This is a genomic window from Gemmatirosa kalamazoonensis (genome assembly GCF_000522985.1).
GTDB classification, from domain to species: domain Bacteria; phylum Gemmatimonadota; class Gemmatimonadetes; order Gemmatimonadales; family Gemmatimonadaceae; genus Gemmatirosa; species Gemmatirosa kalamazoonensis.
Genome location: NZ_CP007128.1, coordinates 937,042 through 962,269, shown reverse-complemented (window position 1 = coordinate 962,269; position 25,228 = coordinate 937,042). Strand labels below are relative to the sequence as shown.

Below are 25,228 nucleotides of genomic sequence, written 5' to 3'. Positions count from 1 at the left end.
ACGGGGACATCTCCCGCCGCGCCTCGATGATCCTCCTCGCCAGCTCGTTCTTCCTCCGGCACGACCCCAAGCAGCGCGCCCGGATGAAGCCCTATCCACCGCTCGCGACGCTGCTCGTCGCCGCCGCGCTGCGTGAGCGCGGGCATCGCGTCGCGCTGTTCGACGCCACGCTCGCCGACGACGTCGACGCGTTCGTCGCGCGGCTCGACGCGACGCGCCCCGCGGTGGTCGGCATCCTGGAGGACAACTTCAACTACCTCACGAAGATGTGCACCGAGCGCTCCCGCGAGGCGACGCTCGCCATGGTGCGCGCGGCGCGGGCGCGCGGGTGCCGCGTCGCGGTGAACGGATCCGACGCCACCGACCACCCCGCGCGCTACCTCGACGCCGGTGCGCACGCCGTGCTTCCCGGCGAGGCCGACGCCACCTTCCTCGCGCTCGCCGACGCGTGGCGCGACGACGCCGATGCGTCGCTCGTCGACCTCGCGGGACTCGCGCTCGCCGACGGCGCCGGTGGCGTCGCGTACACGGCGGGCGCGCCGTCGGTGCGCGACCTCGACGCGCTGCCGTTCCCGGCATGGGACCTGGTCGACGTCGAGACGTATCGGCACGCGTGGCGCGACGCGCACGGCCGCTTCTCGTGGAACATGGTGACGTCGCGCGGCTGCCCGTTCGGCTGCAACTGGTGCGCGAAGCCGATCTTCGGCCGCCGCTACGTGCAGCGCGCGCCGGAGCTCGTGGCCGAGGAGCTCGCGCGCCTGCGCGCGACGGTGCGCCCCGACCACGTCTGGTTCGCCGACGACATCTTCGGCCTAACGGCGTCGTGGATCGCCCGCTTCGCCGACGCCGTCGCCGACCGCGGCGCGCGCACGCCGTTCACCATCCAGTGCCGCGCCGACCTGCTGACGCCCGACGTCGCCTCGGCGCTCGCCCGCGCTGGTGCGGAGGAAGTGTGGATCGGCGTCGAGTCGGGGTCGCAGGGGATCCTCGACGCGATGGACAAGGGCACCACCGTCGACGAGGTGCGCGCCGCGACCCGGGCGCTGAAGACGCACGGCGTGCGCGCCGCGTGGTTCCTGCAGCTCGGCTACCCGTCGGAGACGTGGGCGGATCTGCTCGCGACGCGCGACCTCGTGCGCGACGAGCGCCCCGACGACGTCGGCGTGTCGGTCGCCTATCCGCTGCCGGGCACGAAGTTCCACGCACGCGTGCGCGACGAGCTCGGTCGCCGCCAGAACTGGCGGCACACCGACGACCTCGCGATGCTGTTCCACGGCACGTACACGACGCCGTTCTACCGCCGCGTGCGCGACGCGCTGCATCACGAGGTGCGAACCGGCGCGCGCGACGACGGGCGATGGGCCTCGCTGGCACGCGACGAGGTAGCGCACCGCTCCGCCGAGCCGCTCGTCGTGGGGCGCTGAGCGATGCGACAGGATGCGGTGCGTGATGGACAGGAGGCCCCTGCGGTTCTTTTCGACAGGATGAACAGGACGGACAGGATGAGAACCAACAACACGTGCAGTGCCTTCGTTGTTGGTTCTCATCCTGTCCGTCCTGTTCATCCTGTCCAGAACGCAGAGCCACCGCATCCTGTCGGGCTCCTGTCACCGGCCGCTGCGGCGTTCGACGCGGTCGCGCCGCGGTTCGACGCGCGCTTCGGGGCGTGGCTCAGCGTCGCCGCCCAGCGCCGCGCCGTGCGCGCCGCGCTGCTCGACGCGTTCCCCGTCGGCGCGCGCGTGCTGGAGCTGGGCGGCGGCACGGGCGAGGACGCGGCGTGGCTCGCGCGACGGGGCCGCACCGTGCTGCTCACCGACCCGTCGCCGGCGATGGTGCGCGAGGCGGCGGCGAAGCTCGTGCCGTTAGGCATGCCCGAGCCGACGATCGCCCCGGCCGAGCGGCTCCCCGAGCTTTCCGAGCTGCACGCGAGCGGGTCGCTCGACGGCGCGTTCTCGAACTTCGCGGCGCTGAACTGCGTGACCGACCTCGCCGCCGTCGGGCTCGGGCTCGCGCGGCTCGTGCGACCCGGCGGCCGCGCGCTGCTCGTCGTCTTCGGCACGCTCGCCGTCGGCGAGTGGGTCGTGCAGCTCGCGCGCGGCGACGCGCGCGCCGCGTTCCGCCGTCTCGCGCGCGGCGACGTGCCGGCGCGACTCGGCGGCCACGACTTCAGCGTGCGCTACCACCGCGGCGCGGACCTCGTGCGCGCGCTCGCGCCGTGGTTCAGGCCCGTCGCGCGGCGCGGCATCGGTGTCTGCGTGCCGCCGAGTGCCGCCGAGCCGTGGATCTCGCGCCACCCGCGGTTGCTCGGCGCGCTCGAGGCGGCGGACCGCGTGGTCTCGCGCCCACTCGCCGCGCTCGGCGATCACGTGCTGTACGACTTCGTGCGCACGGAGACGGCCGCGTGACGAGCGCGCTCGCCGACTTCCGCGCCGCCTACGCCGCGCACCGCGCGAGCGAGGGACGCGCGTACGACCGGGCCACGCTGCTCGCGCTGCCGTACCTCGCGGACGACTCGTCTCAACTCGCGCACCAGTGGGCGGTGCGCGCGCGCACGTACGAGGCGTTCATGCGCCGCGTGCTGCTTCCCATGCTGGGCGCCTCCACGCTCCACGCTCCACGCTCCACGCTCACTCGGTCCGGAGACCATGCCGAGCGTGGAGCGCGGAGCGGGGAGCGTCGAGGATCGCTTCGCCTGCTCGACCTCGGCGCCGGCAACGGCTGGCTGTCGTGGCGCGCCGCGATGGCCGGCTGCGAGTGCGTCGCCCTCGACCTCCGCGACGACGCCGTCGACGGGCTCGGTGCCGCCGCGCCGTACCTCGAGCGGGCTGACGGCGGGTTCGCGCGTGTCGCCGCGTCGTTCGACGCGTTGCCGGTCGCTGCCGGCACGTTCGACGTCGTCGTGTTCAACGCGTCGGTGCACTACGCCACCGATCTCGCCGCGGTGCTGCGCGAGGCGCGGCGTGTCGTGCGCCCGGGCGGCCGCGTCGTGGTGCTCGACTCGCCGTTCTATCGGCGCGATGCCGATGGCGCGGCGATGGTGGCCGAGAAGCGCGGGCACGCCGCCGAGCGCTTCGGCGACCGCGCCGCGGCGCTGATGGCGGTGCCGGCGATCGAGTACCTCACCGCGGAGCGCCTGGCGCACGCGTCGGCCGCGCTGGGCCTGACGTGGCGCCGCCGGCGCGTACGCTACCCGCTCTGGTACGAGCTCCGTCCGTACGTCGCTCGGCTGCGCGGTCGGCGCGCGCCGTCGCGTTTCGACCTCTGGGAGGCCCACGCGTGATCCTGTTCGTCAACCCGCGGGCGACGCGGCCCAAGAACCGCCGCTTCCCGCTCTCGATCATGGCCGTCGGTGCGGCGCTCCCCGAGGGGACGACGTGGGAGATCGTCGACGGCAACCTCCCCGACGCGGATCCGTTAGGCGACGTGTGCGCGCGCGTCGACCGGCAGGCCGGCACGGCGGATCCCGTGCGCGCCGTCGCGATGACCGTCATGCCGGGGCCGCAGCTCGTCAGCGCGGTGCCGCTCGCGCGGGCGCTGAAGGCGCGCCATCCCGACCTGCCGATCGTGTGGGGCGGCAACTTCGGCAGCCTCTATCCCACGCCCGTGCTGAACGCGCCGTACGTCGACTGGCTGGTGCGCGGGCAGGGCGAGGAGACGTTCGTCGAGCTGCTCCGCGTGCTCGATGGGACACGCGACCCGCGCACCGTGGCGGGGCTCTCGTTCCGCGATGCCGATGGGTCGCACGTGCTCGGCGCGGAGCGGAGGTGGAAGGGGCCCGACGAGCTGCCCGCGCCGCCGTATCACAAGATCCGCGTCGCCGACTACCTGCACCCCACGTTCCTCGGCCGTCGCTCCGGCGTGTACCAAGCGTCGATCGGCTGCCCGTACGGCTGCAAGTTCTGCGGCGTCATCTCCGTCTACGGCAGCCGCGAGCGGCAGCAGGCGCCGGCGCGCACCGCCGAGCACCTCGCGTCTCTCGTCCGCGAGCACGGGATGGACTCCGTGCACTTCTACGACAACAACTTCATCGTCCGCGAGGACCACGCGCGCGAGCTGGCCGAGCGCCTGATCCCGTTAGGCATCCGCTGGTGGTGCGAGGCGCGCGTCGACGCGTTGCTCCGCCTGTCCGACGACACGTGGCGGCTGCTGAAGCGCTCCGGCCTCACGATGGTGTTCTGCGGCGCCGAATCCGGGTCCGACGACGTCCTGCGGCGGATGAACAAGGGGACGACCACCGCGCAGATCGTCGAGGTCGCGGCGCGCGCGCGGGCGCACGGCATCGTCCCCGAGTTCTCGTTCGTCTTCGGCGATCCCGACGAGCCGGCGCGTGAGATCGAGAACACGCTGACGTTCGTGCGCACGCTGAAGCGCGTGAACCCGTCGATGGAGCTCATCACGTACTTCTACACGCCGACGCCGCAGCGCCGCGGCACCTACGGCGACGTCGACGCGCTCGCCGGGACGCCGGACACGCTGGAGGAATGGACGTCGCCGGAGTGGGTGGCGTGGATGACGCACGAGGACCCGCTCGTGCCGTGGCTCGACCGCTCGCTGAAGGCGCGCGTCGAGGACTTCGAGCTCGTGCTGAAGAGCCGCTTCCCGTCGGTGCACGACAGCCGCACCGCGGGGTGGGGCAAGGCGTTGGGCAGCCTGCTCGCGCGGCGCCGCTGGGCGCGGGCCGACTACGGCGATCCCGCGCTGCTGCGCCGCGTGCGCCGCTGGGCGCAGCGCACTCCCGACGACCGTCAGGCATACGGTCACCTGCGCGTGCCCTCTCCGGCGACGGCGACGTGAGCACGCTGCCCGCCCGCGAGGGCTACCGCCTGTGGGCGCCGAGCTACGAGGCCGAGACCGTCGTCAGCTTCCTCGAGCGGCGTGCCGTCGAGGCGTTAGGCGTCCCGACCGCGCGCCGCCGGCTGCTCGACGTCGGGTGTGGCACGGGCCGCCGGTTGCACGACGCCGACGCGGCGACGGTCGTGGGCGTCGACGTCACGCCCGAGATGCTCGCCATCGCACCCGCGCAGCTCGCGCTGGCCGCGGGCGACGTGCGCGCGCTCCCGCTCGCGGACGCATCGTTCGACGTGGTGTGGTGTCGGCTCGTCGTCGGGCACCTGCGCGAGCTCGACGCGGCGTACGCGGAGCTCGCGCGCGTCTGCGTGCCGGGCGGCACGGTCGTCGTCACCGACCTCGCCGCGGAGGCGGCGGCGGCGGGACATCGGCGCACGTTCCGCGACGCATCGGGCACGGTGCAGGAGCTCGAGCACCACGTCCACGCCGCGCACGCGCACGTCGAGGCCGCCTCGCATGCCGGTCTCGCGCTCGCCGCCCACCGGCGCGCCGTCGTCGACGCGAGCGTCGAGCCGCTGTACGCCGCCGCCGGCAGGCTCGATCGCTTCGCCGAGCAGCGCGGGCTGCCGCTCGTCCTCGCGCTCGCGTTCCGGAGGCACGCGCGATGACCACGCTCGCGCCGCGCCCGACACCGGGCCACACGCTCGCCACGCCGCTGCCGCGCCTCGATCCCATCACGCGGCTGCCCATCCTCATCCTGTTCCCGCACAGCCGCTGCAACTGCCGCTGCGTGATGTGCGACATCTGGCGCGACACCACGCGCGCCGAGCTCTCGGCCGACGACGTCGCGCGATGGACCGCGGAGTGGCGCGCGCTCGGCGTCGAGCGCGTGGTGTTGAGCGGCGGCGAGGCGCTGCTCCACTCGCGGCTGTGGGAGCTGTGCGATCGGCTGCGCGCCGCCGGCATCGGCATCACGCTCCTCAGCACCGGGCTGCTGCTGCGCCGCCACGCCGCGGAGCTCGTGCGCCGCTGCGACGACGTCGTCGTGAGCCTCGACGGTCCGCAGCCGGTGCACGACGCGGTCCGCAACGTGCCCCGCGCGTACGAGCGGCTCGCCGAGGGGGTCGCCGCGGTGAAGGCGGCCGATGCGCGCGTCCAGGTGACCGCGCGGTGCACCGTGCAGCGCGCGAACTACGCGTACCTCGGCGCGACGGTCGACGCCGCGCGAGCGTTGGGCCTCGACCGCGTGAGCTTCCTCGCCGCCGACGTCACGAGCGACGCGTTCAACCGGCCCGACGGCTGGGACGACGCGCGTGTCGCGCGGGTCGCGCTCGACGCCGACGACCTGCCGCGGCTCGCCGCGGAGCTCGACGCGCTCGAGCGCGAGCATGCCGCCGATTTCGCGACGGGCTTCGTCGCCGAGCCGCCGGCGAAGCTGCGGCGGCGGCTGCTGCAGTACTACGCCGCGCTCCTCGGCCGCGACGAGTTCGCGCCGAACGAGTGCAACGCGCCGTGGGTGTCCAGCGTGATCGAGGCCGACGGCACGGTGCGCCCCTGCTTCTTCCAGCCGCCGTTAGGCAACGTGCACGCGGCGGGCGGCCTGGGCGCGGTGCTCAACTCCGCGGAGGTCGTCGCATGGCGCCGCGGGCTCGACACGCGCCGCGACGAGATCTGCCGCCGCTGCGTGTGCACGCTCTCCCTCCGCCCGTGAGCGCGCCGAGCACGGTCCTCGAGGGCGCGCGGCTCGCCCACGGCGGCATGATCGTCGACGCGCCGCTCGCGCTCGTCGACGGACGCGTCGCGCGCACGGGCGATCCGAGCGCGTTCCGCATCGACCTCACCGGCCACGTCGTCTTCCCGGGGCTCATCAACGCGCACGACCACCTGCAGCTCAACGGCGTGCGACCGCTGCCGCACGACGCGCCGTTCGCGAGCAGCTACGAGTGGATCGACGCGTTCGCCGCGCACCGGCGGCTCGTGGACGTCGTCGCCGCGGTCGCGGTGCCGAAGCCCGCGCGTCACTGGCAGGGCGCGCTGAAGAACCTGCTCGCCGGCGCCACCACCGTCGCCCACCACGACCCGCATCACCCGGTGCTCGACGACCCCACGTTCCCGGTCGTCGTGCCGCGCGGCCTCGGCTGGGCGCACTCGTTGGGCCTCGGCCACCCGTTAGGCGACGCGCCGCCGCGCTACGGGCCGCCGCTGCGCGAGAGCCACGCCGCCACGCCCGCCGACCGGCCGTGGATCGTGCACCTCGCCGAGGGCACCGATGCCGAGTCGCGCGGCGAGTGCGCGCGGCTCGACGCGTTGGGCTGCCTCACGTCGAACGCGGTGCTCGTCCACGGCGTCGGCCTCACGGACGCCGACGTCGAGCGCATCGTCGCGCGCGGCGCGGCGGTCGTCTGGTGCCCCGCGAGCAACCTCGAGCTGCTCGGCCGCACGATCGAGGCGCGCGCGGTGCGCCGACTGTTCGACGCCGGCCGCCTCGCCCTCGGGACGGACTCGCGGCTCACCGGCGCCCGCGACCTGCTCGACGAGCTTCGCGTCGCGCGCGCGCACAGCGATCTGTCGCCGGCCGAGCTGCTGCGCCTCGTCACCACCGGCGCTGCGCGCGTGCTGCGCCTCGGCGACCGCGGCACGCTGCGTCCCGGCGCGGTCGGCGACTGCGTGATCCTGCGCGCGGGGCTCGATCCGTACGAGGCGCTGCTCTGCGCGCGGCGCGACACGGTGCGTGCGGTCGTGCGCGACGGCGCGCCGGTCCTCGCGGATCCCGATTTCGCGGACTGGTTCGCGCACTGCGGCGTCGAGACGGCGCGCATCGTCGTCGACGGCCGACCGAAGCTCGTCGCGCGCACCGCGCTGCCGCCCGACGTGCTCGGGCTCGAGCCCGGGCTCGTGCTGGAGCGACAGGATGACCGGTCCTATTCGTTTTGACAGGATGAACAGGACGGACAGGATGAGAACCAACAACACGTGCAAGGCCTTTGGTGTTGGTTCTCATCCTGTCCGTCCTGTTCATCCTGTCGAGAGAGAACGGCTCCTGTTGCTCCTGTCGACGCGTCCTGTCCGATGAGCGCGCTGCGCGTGGTGCAGGTGGGCTTTCACGCCGACGCCGAGCGACGGCCGGCGGCGTCGCTGCTGCGCGCGTGGCCCACGCTGTCGGCCGTCGCCGGTGCCGCCTCACGCGCCGGGATCGACGTCAGCGTCGTGCAGGCCGCGCATCGCGACGAGTCGGTGGCGATCGGCGGCGTCGCGTATCACTTCCTCGACGACGGCCATCACCCGCCCGTGCGGCTGCCGGGTGGCGCGAGCGTCGCGCGGCGCCCCGCGCGCATCCTCCGGCGCGTCGCCGAGCTGGCGCCCGACGTCGTGCACGTGCACGGATTGAACCATCCGCTCGCGGCGCGCCGGCTCGCTGACTCGTTAGGCGGCATCCCCGTGCTCGTGCAGGATCATGGGTCCGTCCCGCCCGACGGGTGGCGCCGGCACGCCTGGCGGTGGGCCTACGCGCCGGTCGTCGGCGTCGCGTTCACCGCGCGCGAGCAGGCCGCGCCGTTCGTCGACGCGGGCGCGCTGCGCGGCGACGTCCCGGTGTTCGAGGTGCTCGAGAGCTCCACGGCGTTCACCCCCGGCGACCGCGACGAGGCGCGCCGAGCCACCGGCATGTTCGGCGACCCGTGCCTGCTGTGGACCGGACGGCTCGACGCGAACAAGGACCCGCTCACCGTGCTCGACGCGTTCGAGCGCGCGCTGCGTGAGCTCCCCGAGGCGCGGCTGTGGTGCTGCTTCGGCCACGCACCGCTGCTCGACGCCGTGCGACGCCGCGTCGTGCGATCGCCCGCGCTGCGCGGGCACGTGCGGCTGTTGGGCAGGCGGCCGCACGCGGAGATGGAGCTGCGCTTCCGCGCCGCCGACTTCTTCGTGCAGGCGAGCCACCGCGAGGGCAGCGGCTACTCGCTGCTCGAGGCGCTCGCGTGCGGCACCGCGCCGCTCGTCACCGACATCCCCGCCGCGCGCCGCATCGTCGGCGACGCGGGCTCGCTGACACCCGTCGGCGACGCGACCGCGCTCGCTGCCGCGATGGTCGCGTGGGCCGCTCGCGCGCGCGAGCCGCTGCGCCGGGCCGCGCGCGCGCGCTTCGAGGATGCGCTCACGTTCGACGCCGTGGGGCGCGAGCTGCGCACCGCGTACGAGTCCGTCGCCCGCGCATGAGGCTCGCCCTCGTGCTCCCGGGCGGCGTCGACCGCAGCGGCACCGACCGGGTCATCCCGGCGCGGCTGTGGCTCCTCGAGCGTCTCGCGCGGCGGCACGACGTGCACGTCTTCGCGCTCGGCCAGGACGACGCGCCGGGCGAGTGGGATCTGCTCGGCGCTCGCGTGCACGACGTCGGCTCGGCGCCGCGCAAGCTGCGCCGGCTGCTCGCGTGCTTCGGCGCGCAGCACGCCGTGGCGCGCTTCGACGTCGTGCACGCGTTCTTCGGCTGGGCCGGCGCGTACGCGGCGCTGCTCGGCTGGCGTCACCGGCTGCCCGTCGTCTACAGCCCGTCCGGCGGCGAGCACGTGGCGATGCGCGACATCGGCTACGGCATGCGGTGCACGCTCGTCGGCCGCGCCGGCGCCGCCGTCGCGGCGGCGGGCGCGTCGCGCGTCACCGTCGCCACGCCGCACATGCAGCGGCTCGCCGCCGCGCGCGGCGTGCGCGCCGAGCGCGTGCCGTTAGGCGTCGCCGTCGACCGGTGGCCGGCCGCGCCGCTGCGCCCGCGCGATCGGGCACGTCCCGCGCGGCTGCTCCACGTCGGCGACCTGCGGCCGGTGAAGGACCAGGCGATGCTCCTCGCCGCCGCGCGGCGCCTGCGCGAGGCCGGCGCGCGCTTCACGCTCGACATCGTCGGCCGCGACACCACCGGTGGCGCGCTGCGCCGCTCCGCCGACGCCGCATGGCTGGGAGACATCGTGCGCTGGCACGGCCCGCTCGGCCGCGACGCGCTCCGCACGCTCGTCGACGAGGCCGACCTGCTGCTCGTCTCGTCGCGCCACGAGGCGGGGCCGCTCGTCGTGCTCGAGGCGGCGGTCGCCGGCGTGCCGACCGTGGGCACCGCGGTGGGACACGTCGCCGAGTGGGCGCCGGATGCCGCGGTCGCCGTGCCGGTGGGCGACGCCGACGCGCTCGCCCGCGAGACCGCCGCGCTGCTCGACGACGAGCCGCGCCGGCTCGCGCTCGCTGTCGCCGCGCAGCGCCTCGCGTTAGGCATGGACGCCGATGCGACTGCCGCGGCGTTCGAGCGCATCTACGCCGCGCTGTGACCGCCGACATGGCGCTCGTCGACTTCGTCCCCACGGCGGACCCGCTGCTGCGCGCGCCGAGTCTCGCCCACACGACGATGCTTCCGGTGCTCGGCATCACGACGCGCTTCGAGACGAACAGCGCGTACGTGCTCGGCGTCGCGACCGAGGCGTTCGGCGTGTGGCGCGCGTTGGGCACGTCGGTGGACGCACCGCGCGGCGCGCCCGAGGTGCGCGTCCGCGTCGTCGTGCACGAGGGCACCGAGCACGTCGCCGGCCGCGCGCCCGTGCGCCACGTCTGCCCCGACGGCGCGCGCATCCTCGTGCAGTCGCCGGGGAGCGTCGCCGTCGCGGACCCGGAGCGCGGCGAGAGCGTCGCCTACGTCACCACCACGCTCGCCGCCGACCGCCCGCACTTCCGCGCCGCCATGCTCGAGGCGATCACGCTCGCGCTGCTCGCTCACCGCGACCGCCACCCGATCCATGCCGCCGGCGTCGCGCGCGGCGGCCGCGCGGTGCTGCTCGCGGGACCGAGCGGCAGCGGCAAGAGCACGCTCGCCTACCTCGCGCACGCCTCGGGGCTCGACGTGCTCGGCGACGACCGCGTGTGGGTGCAGCGCGAGCCGGCGCTGCGCGTGTGGGGATGGCCCGGTCAGGCGCGGCTCACGGCGGACACCGTGCGCCACTTCCCCGAGGTCGCGACCGTCGGCACCACGTCCGTCGTCGGCGGCAAGGAGAAGCTCGCCGTGGAGCTGGGCGTCACGCGCGCGCTCGACGCGGCGCGCCACGCGGTCGTGTGCCTGCTCGCCCGCGGCCCGCGCGTCGCGCTCGAGCGGCTGCCGCGCGACGCGATCGTCGACGCGCTCCGCCACGGCGTCGATCCCGGCTTCGACCGCTTCCCCGCGCGTCACGAGGCCGTCGCGCGCGACCTCGCCGGCGACGGCGGGTGGCGGCTCACGCTGTCCGACGATCCGCACGACGCGCTGCCGCTGTTGAAGGCGATGCTCGGCGCCTAACGGATCGCCGCCTCCAGCGCCGCGTCGTCGCCGCGCGCCATCGCCGCGTCCGCCTCGAGCGCGGCGCGGTCGCGACCCACCGTCGCCACCGCGAGCACGCGCCCGCCGAGCCGGTACGCCACCGCCGCGTCGCCCGCCGCGAGGTCGCCGTGCACCTCCACCGCGTCCCACCGTTCGGCGTGTCCGACGTAGTTGACCACCTTGTCGTAGTGCGCGCTCCAGAAGAAGGGCACGTCCGCGAACCGCTCGCGCGCGCCCAACATGTTGCGCGCCGCGGTCTGGCCGAGCCGCTCCGCCACCACCCAGTGCTCGACGCGGATCGCCTCGCCCGTGCGCGCGTCCGGGTAGCGCGCGATGTCGCCCGCCGCGTAGATGCCCGGCACGCTCGTCTCGAGGTACGCGTCCACCATCACGCCGCGGTCGAGCCGGAGCCCGGCGCTCTCCGCGAGCGCGAGCGCCGGCCGCACGCCGACGCCGATCGCCACGAGGTCCGCGTCGATCGTCGCGCCGTCGTCGAGCGTCACGCGGTCGGCGTCGACGCGCGTCGCCGTGCGGCCGAGATGGAACGTCACGCCGTGCGACTCGTGCAGCGCGCGGATCCAGTCGCCCACCTCGGTGCCCAGCACGCGGGCGAGCGGCCGCTCGTCGGGCGCCACGACGTGCACCTCCAGCCCGCGCGTCCGCAGCGAGGCCGCCACCTCGAGGCCGATGAAGCTCGCGCCCATCACCACCGCGCGATGCGACCGCTCCGCGGCGGCGATGATCGCGCGGCTGTCGGCGAGCGTGCGCAGGTAGTGCACGTGCGCGAGGTCGGCGCCCGGGATCGTCAGCCGCACCGGGTCCGCGCCGGTCGCGAGCAGCAGCCGGTCGTACGGCAGCGCGCGGCCGTCGTCGAGCAGCACGCGGCGCCCGGCGACGTCCATCCCGGTCGCGCGTCTCCCGCGCAGCAGCTCGATCCGGTGCTCGGCGTAGAACTCCTCGCCGCGCAGCGGGATCCACTCCTCGGGCGCGTTGCCGGCGAGGTAGTCCTTCGACAGGTTCGGCCGGTCGTACGGCACCGACTCGTCGGCGCCGACGAGCGTGAGCGTGCCGTCGTAGCCTCGGCGGCGCAGCATCTCCACGGCCGCCTCGCCCGCCGCTCCCGCGCCGACGATGACGATCGCGCGCACCGCGGCATCGGGCGCCGGTGTGGTGCCTAACGGCGTCGCGCCGTCCGCCGTCGGGAGCTCGCGCCGTACCACCACGCGCCCGTCGCGCCGCTCCACCTCCCACCGCGCCACCGGGTTGAGCGCCGGCGCGCACGTCGCCTCGCCGGTGCGCACGTCGAAGCACGCGTGGTGCCACGGGCACCGCACCGTGTCGCCCTGCAGGATCCCCTCGGCCAGCGGTCCGCCGTAGTGCGTGCACTGTCCGCCGATCGCGAAAAACTCCTCGCCGCGCCGCACGAGCACCACCGGCTTCCCCGCCGAGTGCCCGCCTATCATCGCCCCGTCGGCGAGATCCGTCTCCGCGATCCCCGCCGCGAGATCCGGCCCACTCAGCTCGGTCGTGTCGCTCATGCTCGTTCGTCGTTGGTCGTTAGGCAGCGGGTACGGCGATGTGGAAGCTGCACCGCGGCCTCTCACCCGTGCGGTCGCAGTGCTCGCGCACCGGCGCGCCCGCCACCGCGCCCACGAGCTCCTCGACCGCCGCGCACACGTTCGGCTCCACGCACACCGCCGCCGACAGCGGGCAGCCGTGGCCGCGGATCGCGAAGCCGTCGGGCGTGCGCTCGAGATCCGCCTCGCCGCCGAGCGCCGAGAGCACCGCCAGCGCGCGCCGCGCGCGCACCTCCGGTCGCGCGGTCGGGCCCGACGCCGCCTCCGCCGCGAGGTCGCGTCCGACGCGCCGCAGCAGCACCTCCACGTCGCCCGCGTCGCCGCGCTTGCGCAGCTCGGCCAGCAGCGCCGTGAGCACCGGCGCGTACGCGCGCGAGAACGCCGGCTCCGCGGCCGGCTCGATGTCGTAGAGCGTCGCCGGCTTGCCCACGCTCCCGTCGCGCCGCTGCTCCGCCGCGCGCGCGATCCCCTCGCGCTGCAGCGTCTGCAGCTGCGCGCGCACCGCGTTGTCGGTGAGGCCGAGCGCCGCCGCCAGCTCCTCGACGCTCCGCCGTCCGCGTCGCAGCAGCGCGACCAGCCGCGCCCGCGTGCTCACCGCACCTCGCTCGTCCGTCCGTCGCATCGGTCCTCCGGTGTCCTCAGACAAGCTAGCACCGGGCGCCAGAATATGTCAAAAATATTCTTGACAAATAGGCGCATGGATCCGATCGTCACGGCCAGTCGTAGCTGCAGCACGTTCACGCTACGACATCACCGATACCGAGAGACCGACCATGCGTACTCGCACCATCTCCCTCGTCGCCGCCCTCGCCCTCGTCGCCGGCACCGCGGTCGCCGCGCGCCCCGCCCTCGCGCAGGTCGACGATCCCACCATCTGCGCCATCTTCGACGCCGCGAACACCTGGGACATCCAGACCGGCCAGCTCGCCGCCGAGCGCGGCTCGTCCAAGGAAGTGCGCGACTTCGGCGCCATGCTCGCGCGCGATCACAAGCAGGTCCGCCAGCTCGGCCGCGATCTCGCCACGAAGCTCCACGTCACGCCCACGCCGCCGAAGGACTTCGCGCTCGCCAAGGCGCACGTCGACGCGATGAAGACGCTGCGCGGCCTGCACGGCAAGGCGTTCGACAAGGCGTTCCTCGACCACGAGGTCGCGTACCACCAGGCCGTCATCGACGCCGTCTCCACGACGCTGCTGCCGTCCACGAAGAACGCCGAGCTGAAGGACCTCGAGCAGAAGGTCGCCCCGGCGTTCGCGGCGCACCGCGACGCGGCGAAGAACCTCCTCGCGAAGGCCAACTAGCACACGACGCGCGCTGCACGGCTCGACGGGCCGGAGCATCTCGTCACGGGATCTCCGGCCCGCCGCCGTTCAGGCCGTTCGTCGGCACGAGAATTGGGAAGGATTCTCGCGCCTGACGCCGACTACCAGGCGTCTCGCGGGAGAAGCGTCGTCACATGTCGTCACCGTCGTCGTTCACGAAGTCCCCGGCGTCGCGCGTCGCGCTGATCGCCCTCGTCGTCGCCGTCGCCGCGACGCCACCCGCCGGTGCGGTGAGCGCGCCCGCCGCCGCGCCCCCCGATCGCGATGCGCCGCAGCAGCTGTGGATGGAGATGCGCAACGTGCGCCTCCACGTCGACGCCAGCGCGGTGATGCAGATCGAGGATCTGCGCGGCGAGGCCGTCCCCACGACGCCCGGCGCCACCGTCGTCCTCGACGATCCACGCTCGTTCGTCGTCCAGGTCAGCTCCGGCAACATCCGCCTCGACGGCGACGCGCTGAGCGCGCTCATGAACGAGGTGGTGTTCGCCTACCACGGCGCGCCCGTGCGCAACCTTCGCGTGCGCGTCGCCGACGGCCAGCTCCTGCAGTCGGGCATCCTGCACAAGGGCGTCGACCTGCCGTTCCGGATGAAGGCGACGGTCGCGCTCACCGACGACCAGCGCGTCCGCGTGCACCCCACGTCGCTCCGCCTGCTCGGCATCGACGGCGAGAAGCTGATGCACGCGCTCGGCCTGCACCTGAAGAACCTGCTCGACGTGCGGGGCGCGCACGGCATCGCCGTCGAGGGCGACGACATGCTGCTCGATCCGCTCGCCATCATGCCGCCGCCCACCGTGCGTGGCCGCGTGGAGGCCGTCACGCTGGACTCCACCGCGATGCACATCGCCTTCGCGCGCACCGACGCGGACGGCATCTTCGGCACCACGGTGCGTCCCGACAGCGGGGCGACGAACTTCGTCTACTTCCGCGGCGGGCGGCTGCGCTTCGGCCGGCTCGAGATGCGCGACACCGACCTGCTCATCGACGACGCGAACACCGCCGATCCGTTCGACCTCTATCTCGCGCACTACGCCGAGCAGCTCACGGCCGGCTACTCGCGCACCATGCCTAACGCGGCGCTGCGCGTCGTGATGCCCGACTGGCGCGTCGTCGCGAGCGGGCAGGGCGTCGCGCCGCCCACCGTCGCGGCTCGTTAGCGGCGGCTTCCGTACATGGCTCCACGTACGTGTGTTGGTGGGACTGAAGAAGGACTGAAGGAGGACTGAAGAAGGACCACCAACACTCTTTGTGTTTGGTCCTTCTTCAGTCTCTCTTCAGTCCTTCTTCAGTCCTACACGAAACACGTACGTGGAGCTGTGAAGGCGCACCGGCGCGCCCCTTGCCCGAACGTGCGGCATGACCGACACCGCCTCCGATCAGACGACGGGCCGCCGCACGGTGCGCGTGCTCGTGTTCGCCGCGTCGCTCCGCCGCGACTCGCTGAACGACCGACTCGCCACGCTCGCCGCGACCGTCGTGGCGGAGAAGGGCGGCGTCGTCGACCGTGCCGCGATGATCGACTTCGACTGTCCGTCGTACGACGGCGACGTCGAGTCGACCGGCGCCATCCCGGCCGGCGCGCAGCGGCTGCACGAGCGCCTCGTCACCGCCGACGCGTTCATCATCGCGAGCCCCGAGTACAACGCGTCGCTGCCCGGGGTGCTGAAGAACGTGATCGACTGGGTGTCGCGCGTCCGCCCGCAGCCGTTCAATGGCCGGCAGGGCCTGCTCCTCTCCGCGTCGCCGTCGATGGTCGGCGGCAACCGCGGCCTCTGGTCGCTGCGCGTGCCGCTCGAGCACCTCGGTGCGCGCGTGTACCCCGACATGTTCTCGCTCGCCCAGGCGCATCAGGCGTTCGACGTGAGCGGCCGCATCGCGAACGCCACGCTGCAGCAGCGCTTCGAGAGCACCATCGAGTGCTTCCTCGACCTCGTCGAGGCCGCGAAGCACTACCGCGCGCTGCAGAAGCAGTGGGTCGAGTTCCTCGGCGAGAAGCCCGACGCGGCGACCGACCGGGTCGAGCACACCCCGGTCGAGGCGACCTGAGAGCCTGACGACTTGACGACCTGACGGCCCGCTCGCCCCGGCCGGGCCGTCCGCAAAAGCGGACTCTTCCGCACGGCGCCGCATGTCCCCATAATAGCGGCCCCGACCATTCGATGCCCCCCCAGACACGCCGGAGACCCCGATGCGTCGGCAACCGCTGCCGCCGCTGATCGCAGCATTCCTGCTGCTCGCCGCCCCCCTGCGCCCTGCCGTCGCCGAGTGGGGCGATCTCGTCCTCGGAGGCGCTCCGGCCGCCTGTGGCCGAGACGCCGTGTGGGGCGTGGCGCGCTGCGACCCGACCCGCGGCCGGCGCGCGTCCGGGCCGACGCTCGATCCGACGACCGTGTCGGCCGCGTTCGTGGCCGGGCGCACCGCACGGAGCGGCAACGAGGCTCCGGGCAGCCTGCGCGTCTTCGCGCCCGACGTCTGGATGCAGCTCGGCTTCCGCCCCGGCGCGCTGCGCCTCCGCGACCTGCGCCTCACCAACCTCGCCCGGGCCGACATGATCGAGCCGTCCGAGGCTCGCCTCCGCGGCGGGGCGGAGCTACCGCCGCTCTACGCGCTCGCCCGACTCCGCGTGCACTGGGGCGGCCTGCAGGTGGTCATGCGTCGCGCAGAGCGTGAGCTGGAGGCGCGGCTGCTGCTCATCGGCGTGAGCGAACGTCATATCTGACCCGGGCTCTCGTCAGCGCCGCGCGCGCCGCCCGAGGAGCGCATCGAGCGAGTAGGCGCCCGGGCCGGCGACGAGCAGCGTGAGCGCGCACGAGAGCAGCAGCAGCACGAACTCCACGCCTGTCGGCAGGAAGTAGCCGTTCTTGTAGTGCACGATCGCGATCGCGCCCGCCATGTCGATGATGAGGCCGAGCGCGGCGAGGCGCGTGAGCAGCCCCGCGACGAGCGCGAGCCCGCCGGCGAACTCCAGCACGGCGATGATCGGCGCCGTCACGCCCGGCATCGGCGCGCCCATCTGCGTGAACGCGCCCGTGACGCCGGCGATGCCGAACCCGAACAGCTTCTGCCCGCCGTGCGCGGCGAACGTCCCGCCCGCGGCGAGACGGAGGATGAACAGCCCGAGATCGGCCTGCGCGAGCGTGGTGCGGAAGAGCTTCATGGCGTCGAACTCCACTTCAGGTCGTGAGCCGCAGAGGACGCAGAGGGCCGCAGAGAACACCAGGAGCTTGAACCACAGAGGGCACAGAGGACACGGAGGAAACCAACAAAAGGGTTCTCCTCTGTGGCCCCCGTGTCCTCCGCGGTTAGAAGCAGTTGAAGTTCTCTGCGGCCCTCTGCGTCCTCTGCGGTTCAATCACCGAGCCGCACAGCGCCGCTACGCACGCCGCCGCCGACGCGCCGCCGCGAGCAGCGCGCCGAGGCCCGTCGCCACGAGGGCCACGCTCGAGGGCTCCGGCGTCGCGGTGATGCGCGCGAACAGCCCGTCCTCCTCGTCGTTGATCCCGGCCGCGATGTACAGCGCGTTCGGGTTGAACCCCACGCCGGCGTTGCCGAACGCGATCCCCCACAGCCCGTCGTTCACGAGCGGCGTGCCGCCGAGGTTCAGCAGCGTGCCGCGCATCGCGCCGGTCGTCGGATCGAACGCGTTGATCGTCCCGTCGCCGAGGTTGCCGACGAGCAGGGAGCCGCCGAACGCGCCGAAGCTCGCCGGCGCGAGGGCGAACCCCCACGGCGCGTTCAGCGCGCCGCCCGGGTTGATCAGCCGACGCAGCAGATTGCCGTTCGTGTCGAACACGTCGACGATCCCGAGCCCGGCCCCCTGGATCTCGTCGCCCGTGTTCTGGTCGAGCAGCGCATAGGCGACGTACAGCTGCCCGCCGATGTTCTGCACGTTGAACGGCGAGTAGCCGGCCGGCAGGTTCGGGTCGTTGAACGACCCGCCGAGGCTCGCCGGGTTCCAGTTGCCGTCGAACGGGTCGATCTTGCCGCTGGCGAAGTTCGCGGCGTACAGGAACGGGTTCCCACCCGTCGCGCCGATCGCCAGCCCGGTGTACGACGCGCCGGCGCTCGACAGGTCGACCATCCGGATGGCGGTCGTGCCGCCGTTCCACCCGTTGATGGTGCCGTCCTCGGTGGCGAAGATGAACCGCGCCGGGTTGCCGTTCACGAGGAGCGACGTCGGGTTGCTCGTCGCGAAGCCGTTGAACACCTGCCCGGTCGGCGTCGAGAGCGTCCCCGCCGGCGCGCCGGCCGCCGGTGGAATCGTCACCACGAGCCCCTGTTTCACGCCGAACCCGTTGTACAGCGTCGTCAGCCCCGTGCCGTTGTCGGAGAGCCAGAACGGCGTCGCGGGACCGAACGAGATCCCCCACGGGTTCCGTAGATCCGGGTCGGTGTTCGGGGCCAGGCCGGGGATGTTCGACGTCAGATTCGTCTGCGCGTACCGGCTCGGCTGCGCCCCGACCACCGACGCGCCGAGCCACAGTGCCGCCCCCAACGGCAAGAACCTGGTCAACAGCGGACGTGGTCGGCCGATGGCGAGGTGGGACATGATCTCCCCCTGTGGAACGGTGTGGGTCCAACTGCTGTGACGTGGACTCCGTGCTCGCGTGGGCACAGACCCGCGGGAGCCCCCCGTAGACGGCGCGAGTCGGCGCCGTCATCCCTCGGTCGAGGTCGTCAGCCGCCCATCCACGTGCGCAGTCGCTCGGCATCTTCCGATGCGCCGAGCTGCTGGAACACCGCCACCGCCGCCTCGGCGTCCGCGCGCGCTGCCGGCTCGTCGCCCTGTGCGCGACGCAGCTCGGCGCGCGTGCGCAGCGCCTCCGCCTCGTGCAGCGCGCTCCCGCGGGCGCGGGCGAGCGACAGCGCCGTGTCGAGCGCCTGGGCCGCCGCGACGTGGTCTCCGCGCGCGAGGCACGCCGCGCCGACCAGTCGCAGCGCGTCCGCGCGGTTGATCGCGTCGCCGAGCGCGGCGAAGCTCTGCGCCGCGTGCCGCGCCCCCGCTTCGGCGAGCGCCGCGTCGCCGCCGCGCAGGCTCACGTCGGCGCGTCCGAGCCGGGCGAGCGCCACGAGGTGCTCGCTCCCACCCTGCCGCGCGAACTCGATCGCCCGCCGCTCGCACTCGTCGGCGCGCGCGAGCTGCCCGAGGTCGCGGAACGTGATCGCCATGTTGTGGAACGCCTGCGCGAGGCCTAACGGGCTGCCGAGCCGCTGGTACACCGGGATCGCGAGCTGGTACAGCGCGAGCGCCTGCTCCCGCTGCCCGCGGATGTTCGCGATCGCGCCGAGGTTGTTCGTCGCCCGCGCGACGAGCAGATCGTCCTCGTCCTCGCGCCCCATCTCCAGCGCCTGCTCGAACGCGCGCCGCGCCGCCTCCAGCTCGCCGAGCGCGAAGTGCGCCGCGCCGAGCAGGTTCGTCGCGCGCCGCAGCGTCGGACGCTCGCGGTGCAGCGCCGCGCCGTCCATGCGCGCCGCGAGACACGCGCGCGCTTCCCGCGGCTGCCCCGTGCGCAGCAGCGACTCGGCCCGCAGCGCCACCAGCTCCGGCACCTCGCCCGCACCGTCGTTCGCGTGCGCGTCGAGCAGCGACACGAGCTCGCCCCATGCCGCCGAGCGGGCGAGCGCCGTGGCGCGGTCGCGCAGCGCCGCGTGCGGGATGGACAGCATCACGCGCGCCTCGCCCGCACGGCGTTAGGCGGCATCGCGTCGTCCGCGTCCGCCGCGAACGATCCGTCGGCGCCCGCGTCCTCGCCGAGCAGCCGGAGCAGCCGCGGGCGCGAGATGCCGAGCCGGCGTGCCGCCTCGCTCTTGTTCCCGCCGCACCGCTCGAGCGTGCGCACCACGGCCGCGTGCACGATCTCGTCGAGCGGCGCCGGGAACGGCAGCGTGCCGTCCACCGTGGCGTGCGCCGTCGCCGGCGACGCGAGCGCGTCGGCGTCGATCACGCTCGCCGTCGCGAGCAGCACCGCGCGCTCCACGGCGTTGCGCAGCTCGCGGATGTTGCCGGGCCAGTCGCGCTCGCGCAGCAGTCGGTCGGCCGCCGGCGAGAACGCCGTCACGCCCACGCCGTACTCCGCCGCGAAGTGCGACAGGAAGTGGCGCGCCAGCACCGCCACGTCCTGCTGCCGCGCGCGCAGCGGCGGCAGCTCGACGGGCACGACGTTCAGCCGGTAGTACAGATCCTCGCGGAACGAGCCGGCGCGCACCGCCGCGGCGAGGTCCACGTGCGTCGCGGCGATGATGCGCACGTCCACCGGAATCGCGCGCGTGCCGCCGACGCGGCGGATCTGCCGCTCCTGCAGCGCGCGCAGCAGCTTCGCCTGCAGCGGCAGCGCGAGATGGCCGATCTCATCGAGGAACACCGTGCCGCCGTCGGCGAGCTCGAAGAGCCCCGGCTTCGACGCGCTCGCGTCGGTGAACGCGCCTTTCTCGTGCCCGAACAGCTCGCTCTCGAGCAGCGTCTCGGGCAGCGCCGCGCAGTTGATGTCGACGAACGCCGCGGCGGCGCGCGGGCCGTTGTAGTGGATCGCCCGCGCGAGCAGCTCCTTGCCGGTGCCGGTCTCGCCGGTGATCAGCACCGTGACGTTCGGGTGCGGGATCACGCGCGCCGCGAGGCCTAACGCCTTCATGAGCGCGGTGCTCTCGCCCAGGATGCCGTCGAACCGGTACTTGTGCGCCTCGACGGCGGCGAACGCGAGTCCCTGCGTGCGCTCGCGCAGCCGCTCCGCGCGCTCGGCGATCCACGCGCGCAGCAGATCGAGATCCTGCGGCACCGCGAAGTACTCCGCGGCGCCGGCACGCACCACCGCGGCGGCGGTGCGGTGCGACGGCAGCGCGCCCACGGCCGCGACCTCGAGGTCACCGCCGGCGACCTGCCGCATCGCGTCGACGAGCGTCTCCTCGGCGCCGCCCGCCGCGATCACCGCCACGACGTTCGTGCGGCGATCGAGCGCGGCAGGCGTGTCCACGGCCTCGAGTCGGAGTCCCATCGCCTCGGCGAGCTGCGCCCACAGCTCGACGAACGAGTCCGAGAGCGTGACGACCACGAGAGCCGCCGTCTGGGGCGCGCCGACCCCGCCGGCCGGCGGTGCCGGCGCGGGGCGGGTGGGGCGGGGAGGAGCCACGAGGCGAAGCTCAGTACGCGATGGCGTAGCCTGTGAAGCCACCGATGTCCGCCTCCACTTCATGCGCCCCCGTCGAGTTGTTGCTGGTGAGGATCGGGAGCCACGGCGACGTCGCCGTCTCCTTGCGCCAGATGAGCAGCGCCTGGGTCAGCGTCTGGTCGATCGCATCGACCGACCCGTCGTCGTTCAGGTCGTCGTCCGTGAAGCCGTAGCTCATCTTCAGGCGCGCGGGATCCTTCGGCGAGAACAGGAGCCCCGACGGCTGGCAGTCGACGATGAGCCGCTCGGCGTCGACGAGCGTGAGCGTGATCTGCACGGAGTCGCCGTCGGCGATCGTGCTCCCGTTGGGGCGCTTCCACAACGACCGTGCGCGCACGCGGATCGAGAAGAACGGCGTCGAGTCGCGGCCGCTCGTCGTCGAGTGGTAGTACATCGTCACCGTCGTGTCCCGGCCCTTCACCGCCCAGAACGTCACGAGCGGGTTCGCGATGGTCGGCGCGCCGACGGCGGCGGCCACGAAGTGCGGATCGTCGTCCAGCACGGCGTCGTTGGCGCTCGGCCCAGCCGTCCGCGGCGTCAGCACGGCGCTGCGCGCGGCAGTGTCGTCGACGCTCGCGAGGCGATCGGGGGCGCACGCGGCGACGGAGACGGCAGCGACGAGAAGCAGGGGGCGCAACACGGACATTGGTGTCTCCAGATGGGAATTCGGATGGGCCGCGTGGGTGGGGTCGCGGCGGGCGTCGGACGCGGTCGATTGCCGGCGGGGGCGCAGGCGGTCCATCCTCGACGTCCGAACAAGGCAGACGGCACGCCGCCGGAATTCCTTCCCGGGCGGCCATGTAAGTGCCAGTCCGACAACGGCCTACAAAGAAACTACCGAATACGTCCGACGGCACTCCCGACACGAATCGATACAGGGGGTGTCACGTTTTGTAGCGGACTCTACCGTAACGAGGTGCCGGGATCCAGTCGAGAAGTCGACCCGATCGGCCGTCGCCGGTACGCGTATTGGAAGGGAGTCGGCGATTCGATCCGCACGGATCACTCGCCACGACGGAGGCACCTCATGCAGCACCGGACCGATTCCAACCGTGTCGACCTCGCCCTCGCGCTGCTGCGCGTCGTCGTCGGCGCGGTGTTCGTCATACACGGCGCGCAGAAGCTGTTCGTGTTCGGCTTCGGCGGCGTCACCGGCGCGTTCGGTCAGATGGGACTTCCGGCCCCCGGGATCGTGGGCCCGCTCACCGCGCTCGTGGAGTTCCTCGGCGGCCTCGCGCTGATCGCCGGGCTGCTCACGCGCCTCGCGGGCATCGGCCTCGCCGTCGCCATGCTCGGCGCGATCGCGTTCGTGCACCTGCCCAACGGCTTCTTCGCGCCGAAGGGCTTCGAGTACCCGCTCTCGCTGCTCGCCGCGGTCGGCGCCCTGGCGATCGCCGGCGCGGGCCGCTACTCGATCGACCACATGATCGCGTCGCGGCGCTTCACCGGCGCCGAGTCGACGTACGAGAGGGATCGCGCGCGCCGAGCGGCCTAACAACCGCCTATTTCGCCGCTTCCACCACGGCACGAATCAACCCCTCGACGTCCGCGCGCGTCGTGCGGTAGCCGAGCACGCAGAGACGCAGCGTGAACGTGCCGCGCAGGCGCGTCGACGACACGAGGTACTTGCCGCCCGCGTTCACCCGCGCGTTCACCCGCTGGTTCAGCGCGTGCGGCCCGCGCACGCGGAAGCACAGCACGCCGAGCCGCGCCGGCGCCGTCACCTCGAGCGACGGCTCGGCGCGCACCAGCGACTCGGCGTGCGTCACGAGATCCATCGCGCGGTCCATCTCGGCGCGCAGCGCGGCGAGACCGAAGTAGCGCACGCCGAGCCACACCTTGAGCGCGCGCGACTGGCGCGTGAGCTGCTCGCCGTAGTCCGCGAAGTTCACGCGCTCCTCGCCGGGCGCCACGTCGCGCAGGTAGTCGGGCATGATGTGGAATGCGTCGCGCAGGCGCGCCGGCTCGCGCGCGAGCAGGCATCCGCACTCGAACGGCACGAACAGCCACTTGTGCGGGTCGAGCGCGACCGAGTCGCAGCGACCGAGTCCGTCGAGCAGCGCGCGGCCACGCTCGGTGAGCGCCGCGAACCCGCCGTACGCGGCGTCGGCGTGCAGCCACAGCTCCTCAGCGGCGCAGAGGTCCGCGATCTCGTGCAGCGGATCCACGGCGCCGGTGTTCGTCGTTCCCGCCGTCGCCACCACGGCGAACGGCAGGAGCCCCGCCGCGCGGTCGGCGGCCACCGCCGCGCGCAGCGCGTCGACGCGCAAGCGGAACGCGTCGTCGGTGGGAAGCACGCGCACGTTGGCCCGCGGCACGCCGGCGATCCACGCCGCGCGCGGCACGGCGGAGTGGGCCTGGTCCGACGTGTACAACGTCAGACGCGTTAGGCGCTCGGCTTCGTCGCCCACCACCGCGTGGCGCGCGGCGACGATCGCGGTGAGCGTCGCGCCCGACCCGCCGTTCGTCAGCAGCCCGCTCGTGCCGGGCGGCATGCCGATCCATGCGCGGAACCACTCCAGCACCGCGAGCTCCAGCGCGTTGGGCCCCTCGGCCACCGGCCACACGCCGGCGAACACGTTGTAGCCCGTGGCGAGCCAGTCGCCGAGCACCGCGGGGAACGAGGGGCAGCCGGGGACGTAGCCCATGAACCCGGGGTGCGGCTCGCGCGCCGCGTACGGCAGCACGTCGCGCCGCAGCGTGTCGAGCAGTGCGTCGAACGGCTCGCCCGATTCGGCCGGCATCGCCGCGACGCGGCGTCGCACGTCGAGCGGCAGCCCGCCGGCGATCACGGGCTGCTCGCGCAGCGTTGCGAGGTGATCGGCCACCGCGTCGGCGACCAGGCGGCCGAGGCGCTGCATGGTGGCGTGGTCGAGATCGAGCGGGGACGGGGCGTCGGGGTGCATGGCGCACAACTTAGATTCGTGCACGATGGCCGAGGAGCGGAGAGGGTTCGGGGGCGGCGCCGAGGCGCGGCGCGCGCGGGTGGAGCGATCGCCGCAGTGGAGCGACGGGCGGTTCCGCAACACGCTGCGGCGCGTGGACGGGCCGTGGACGCGGATAATGCGCGAGTTCTTCTTCGGCGGGTCGGCGCACCGCCGTCCGGAGTCGCCGATACCGGTCGAGCACCGCGTGCGCAGCGACTACGACGTGCCGCCCGCGTCGGGGCTGCGCGTGACGTGGCTGGGCCACTCCACCACGCTGATCGAGATCGATGGCCGACGCGTGCTGATCGATCCCGTGTGGGGCGACCGCGCCGGTCCCGTGCCGCGATTGTCGCCGCGCCGCTTCTACCCGCCGCCGCTGCCGCTCGCCGAGCTGCCGCCGGTCGACGTCGTGCTGCTGTCGCACGACCACTACGACCATCTCCACGTCGACACCGTGCGCGCCCTCGCCGCGCGCGGCGAGCGGTTCGTCGTGCCGTTAGGCGTCGGCGCGCGGCTGGCGCGGTGGGGCGTATCGGAGGCGCGCATCGCGGAGCTGGACTGGTGGGAGTCGCTCGCGATGGACGATCTCACGCTCACCGCGACGCCGGCGCGCCACTTCTCCGGTCGTCTGCTCGTCGACGCCGACCGCACACTGTGGGCGGGTTTCGTGATCGCGGGCGCGCGCCACCGCGTGTTCTACAGCGGCGACACGGCGCTGCACGACGCGTTCGCCGAGATCGGGGCGCGGCTCGGACCGTTCGACCTCACGATGATCGAGGTCGGGGCCTACGACGCGCTGTGGCCGGACGTGCACCTCGGTCCCGAGCAGGCCGTGCGCGCGCACGTGCTGTCGGGCGGGGGCGTCATGCTCCCGCTGCACTGGGGGCTGTTCGACCTCGCGCTGCACGGTTGGACGGAGCCGGCGGAGCGGACGCTCGCGGCGGCCGCGGCGGCGGGGTCCGCGTCGTCACGCCGAGGCCCGGCGGGCGCGTGGAGCCGGCGTCGCGTCCGGCGCCCGAGCGGTGGTGGCCCGAGCTCCCGTGGAAGACCGCCGACGAGGCGCCGGTGCGGTCGACGGGGACGGAGCACCTCATGTAGGTGCGCGCAGGGGTGCCCCGGCCCTTGCTAGTAT

At 73.7% G+C, this 25,228-nt stretch carries 24 protein-coding genes; 16 read left to right on the top strand and 8 right to left on the bottom strand.

What is annotated here, in order from left to right; all coding sequences use genetic code 11:
• The first annotated feature begins 26 nt into the window (after window positions 1-26).
• The 10 genes from J421_RS04235 to J421_RS04190 all read left to right on the top strand — a co-directional run bounded on the left by J421_RS04235 (window position 27) and on the right by J421_RS04190 (window position 11,086).
• Window positions 27-1,424: a B12-binding domain-containing radical SAM protein gene (locus J421_RS04235; RefSeq protein ID WP_104023015.1), complete on the top strand. Its 1,398-nt coding sequence runs from the start codon at window positions 27-29 to the stop codon at window positions 1,422-1,424.
• A 78-nt stretch (window positions 1,425-1,502) separates the two neighbouring features.
• Window positions 1,503-2,405, top strand: coding sequence for a class I SAM-dependent methyltransferase (locus J421_RS04230; RefSeq protein ID WP_025409924.1), 903 nt, complete (start codon window positions 1,503-1,505; stop codon window positions 2,403-2,405).
• Window positions 2,402-3,280, top strand: coding sequence for a class I SAM-dependent methyltransferase (locus tag J421_RS04225; RefSeq protein ID WP_025409923.1), 879 nt, complete (start codon window positions 2,402-2,404; stop codon window positions 3,278-3,280). The genes J421_RS04230 and J421_RS04225 overlap by 4 nt, the downstream gene beginning before the upstream one ends.
• The gene (locus tag J421_RS04220) at window positions 3,277-4,794 is read left to right on the top strand and encodes a B12-binding domain-containing radical SAM protein (protein ID WP_025409922.1); all 1,518 of its coding nucleotides are present in this window, start codon (window positions 3,277-3,279) and stop codon (window positions 4,792-4,794) included. The genes J421_RS04225 and J421_RS04220 overlap by 4 nt, the downstream gene beginning before the upstream one ends.
• The gene (locus tag J421_RS04215; protein WP_025409921.1) at window positions 4,791-5,456 is read left to right on the top strand and encodes a class I SAM-dependent methyltransferase; all 666 of its coding nucleotides are present in this window, start codon (window positions 4,791-4,793) and stop codon (window positions 5,454-5,456) included. Before J421_RS04220 ends, J421_RS04215 begins: the two co-directional genes overlap by 4 nt.
• Window positions 5,453-6,499, top strand: a complete 1,047-nt coding sequence (locus J421_RS04210; RefSeq protein WP_104022238.1) for a radical SAM protein — start codon at window positions 5,453-5,455, stop codon at window positions 6,497-6,499. The genes J421_RS04215 and J421_RS04210 overlap by 4 nt, the downstream gene beginning before the upstream one ends.
• On the top strand, window positions 6,496-7,722 hold the full coding sequence (locus J421_RS04205) for an amidohydrolase family protein (RefSeq protein WP_201773097.1): 1,227 nt from the start codon (window positions 6,496-6,498) through the stop codon (window positions 7,720-7,722). The genes J421_RS04210 and J421_RS04205 overlap by 4 nt, the downstream gene beginning before the upstream one ends.
• Window positions 7,723-7,857: 135 nt before the next feature.
• Window positions 7,858-9,000 carry a glycosyltransferase family 4 protein gene (locus J421_RS04200; RefSeq protein ID WP_025409918.1) on the top strand — a complete coding sequence of 381 codons (1,143 nt, stop codon included), beginning with the start codon at window positions 7,858-7,860 and terminating at the stop codon, window positions 8,998-9,000.
• Window positions 8,997-10,091 carry a glycosyltransferase family 4 protein gene (locus tag J421_RS04195; protein WP_025409917.1) on the top strand — a complete coding sequence of 365 codons (1,095 nt, stop codon included), beginning with the start codon at window positions 8,997-8,999 and terminating at the stop codon, window positions 10,089-10,091. Before J421_RS04200 ends, J421_RS04195 begins: the two co-directional genes overlap by 4 nt.
• Window positions 10,088-11,086 (top strand): HPr kinase/phosphorylase, encoded by a 999-nt coding sequence (locus J421_RS04190; protein ID WP_025409916.1) that lies wholly within the window; start codon window positions 10,088-10,090, stop codon window positions 11,084-11,086. The genes J421_RS04195 and J421_RS04190 overlap by 4 nt, the downstream gene beginning before the upstream one ends.
• On the opposite strand, the gene J421_RS04185 is transcribed toward J421_RS04190, so the two are convergent.
• Complete coding sequence (locus J421_RS04185; RefSeq protein ID WP_025409915.1) at window positions 11,083-12,645, bottom strand: FAD-dependent oxidoreductase; 1,563 nt, start codon at window positions 12,643-12,645, stop codon at window positions 11,083-11,085. The genes J421_RS04190 and J421_RS04185 overlap by 4 nt on opposite strands.
• A 19-nt stretch (window positions 12,646-12,664) precedes the next feature.
• The gene (locus J421_RS04180; protein ID WP_104022236.1) at window positions 12,665-13,306 is read right to left on the bottom strand and encodes a helix-turn-helix transcriptional regulator; all 642 of its coding nucleotides are present in this window, start codon (window positions 13,304-13,306) and stop codon (window positions 12,665-12,667) included.
• Window positions 13,307-13,457: 151 nt separating this feature from the next.
• Between J421_RS04180 and J421_RS04175 the strand changes: the two genes are divergently transcribed.
• From J421_RS04175 to J421_RS04160, 4 genes are all read left to right on the top strand, one after another.
• On the top strand, window positions 13,458-13,985 hold the full coding sequence (locus tag J421_RS04175; RefSeq protein ID WP_025409913.1) for a DUF4142 domain-containing protein: 528 nt from the start codon (window positions 13,458-13,460) through the stop codon (window positions 13,983-13,985).
• Between the two features lie 155 nt (window positions 13,986-14,140).
• Entirely contained in the window at window positions 14,141-15,163 is a 1,023-nt protein-coding gene (locus tag J421_RS04170) for a hypothetical protein (protein WP_025409912.1), read from the top strand.
• 199 nt (window positions 15,164-15,362) lie between these two features.
• The gene (locus tag J421_RS04165) at window positions 15,363-16,052 is read left to right on the top strand and encodes an NADPH-dependent FMN reductase (protein WP_104022235.1); all 690 of its coding nucleotides are present in this window, start codon (window positions 15,363-15,365) and stop codon (window positions 16,050-16,052) included.
• Window positions 16,053-16,194: 142 nt separating this feature from the next.
• Complete coding sequence (locus J421_RS04160; protein WP_025409910.1) at window positions 16,195-16,725, top strand: hypothetical protein; 531 nt, start codon at window positions 16,195-16,197, stop codon at window positions 16,723-16,725.
• Window positions 16,726-16,737: 12 nt separating this feature from the next.
• Here J421_RS04160 and J421_RS04155 read toward each other — a convergent pair whose 3' ends face one another.
• The 5 genes from J421_RS04155 to J421_RS04135 form a co-directional block, all read right to left on the bottom strand.
• Window positions 16,738-17,163: a DoxX family protein gene (locus J421_RS04155; protein ID WP_104023014.1), complete on the bottom strand. Its 426-nt coding sequence runs from the start codon at window positions 17,161-17,163 to the stop codon at window positions 16,738-16,740.
• A gap of 216 nt (window positions 17,164-17,379) precedes the next feature.
• Window positions 17,380-18,519 carry a TIGR03118 family protein gene (locus J421_RS04150; protein ID WP_201773096.1) on the bottom strand — a complete coding sequence of 380 codons (1,140 nt, stop codon included), beginning with the start codon at window positions 18,517-18,519 and terminating at the stop codon, window positions 17,380-17,382.
• A 164-nt stretch (window positions 18,520-18,683) separates the two neighbouring features.
• A complete protein-coding gene (locus J421_RS04145) occupies window positions 18,684-19,673 on the bottom strand; it encodes a tetratricopeptide repeat protein (protein ID WP_025409907.1) in 990 nt (329 codons plus the stop codon).
• Complete coding sequence (locus J421_RS34470) at window positions 19,673-21,130, bottom strand: sigma-54 interaction domain-containing protein (protein WP_148306144.1); 1,458 nt, start codon at window positions 21,128-21,130, stop codon at window positions 19,673-19,675. The genes J421_RS04145 and J421_RS34470 overlap by 1 nt, the downstream gene beginning before the upstream one ends.
• Window positions 21,131-21,140: 10 nt before the next feature.
• Complete coding sequence (locus J421_RS04135; protein ID WP_025409905.1) at window positions 21,141-21,815, bottom strand: hypothetical protein; 675 nt, start codon at window positions 21,813-21,815, stop codon at window positions 21,141-21,143.
• 381 nt (window positions 21,816-22,196) lie between these two features.
• Here J421_RS04135 and J421_RS04130 point away from each other — a divergent pair, with 381 nt between their 5' ends.
• Window positions 22,197-22,664 carry a DoxX family protein gene (locus J421_RS04130; protein WP_025409904.1) on the top strand — a complete coding sequence of 156 codons (468 nt, stop codon included), beginning with the start codon at window positions 22,197-22,199 and terminating at the stop codon, window positions 22,662-22,664.
• 7 nt (window positions 22,665-22,671) lie between these two features.
• Here J421_RS04130 and J421_RS04125 read toward each other — a convergent pair whose 3' ends face one another.
• Window positions 22,672-24,075, bottom strand: coding sequence for a pyridoxal phosphate-dependent decarboxylase family protein (locus J421_RS04125; RefSeq protein WP_025409903.1), 1,404 nt, complete (start codon window positions 24,073-24,075; stop codon window positions 22,672-22,674).
• Here J421_RS04125 and J421_RS04120 point away from each other — a divergent pair.
• Complete coding sequence (locus tag J421_RS04120; RefSeq protein WP_158508650.1) at window positions 24,074-25,225, top strand: MBL fold metallo-hydrolase; 1,152 nt, start codon at window positions 24,074-24,076, stop codon at window positions 25,223-25,225. The genes J421_RS04125 and J421_RS04120 overlap by 2 nt on opposite strands.
• The last annotated feature ends 3 nt before the right edge of the window (window positions 25,226-25,228 follow it).